Below are 388 nucleotides of genomic sequence, written 5' to 3'. Positions count from 1 at the left end.
CAGCTCATGCTGCACGCGCACCCGCGCATCGCGGTGCCGCCGGAGACCCGCTTCACGGTGCCCGGCTACTACTACCGGTTCGCCTTCGGCGACCTGCGGGAGGAGCCCAACCGGCGGCGGCTGGGCCGGTGGATCGTACGGGACGGCGACACCGGGTTCGAGGAACTCGGTCTCGACGGGGACCGGTTCGTCGAGGACGTCGTCGTCGGGCCGCCCACGCTGGGATCGGCGATCGGCATCGCCTTCCGCTCCTACGCCGCGCGGCACGGCAGGCCGCGCTGGGCCGACCGGCGGTCGGGCCACCACCACCAGGTCGACGTGATCCGGCGGCTGTTCCCGGACGCGCAGTTCGTGCACCTGATCCGGGACGGCCGCGACTGCGTGGCGT

General features: G+C 73.5%; 1 protein-coding gene. It reads left to right on the top strand.

Annotated features, from left to right (window positions below; genetic code table 11):
• Positions 1 to 388: sulfotransferase (locus ACWJ6R_RS38105; RefSeq protein WP_449066816.1), on the top strand; the 388-nt coding region annotated here is incomplete at both ends.

The organism is Planomonospora algeriensis (genome assembly GCF_977012225.1).
The sequence above is the reverse complement of the archived record's forward strand: the minus strand, read 5'-3'. Positions and strand labels throughout refer to the sequence as shown.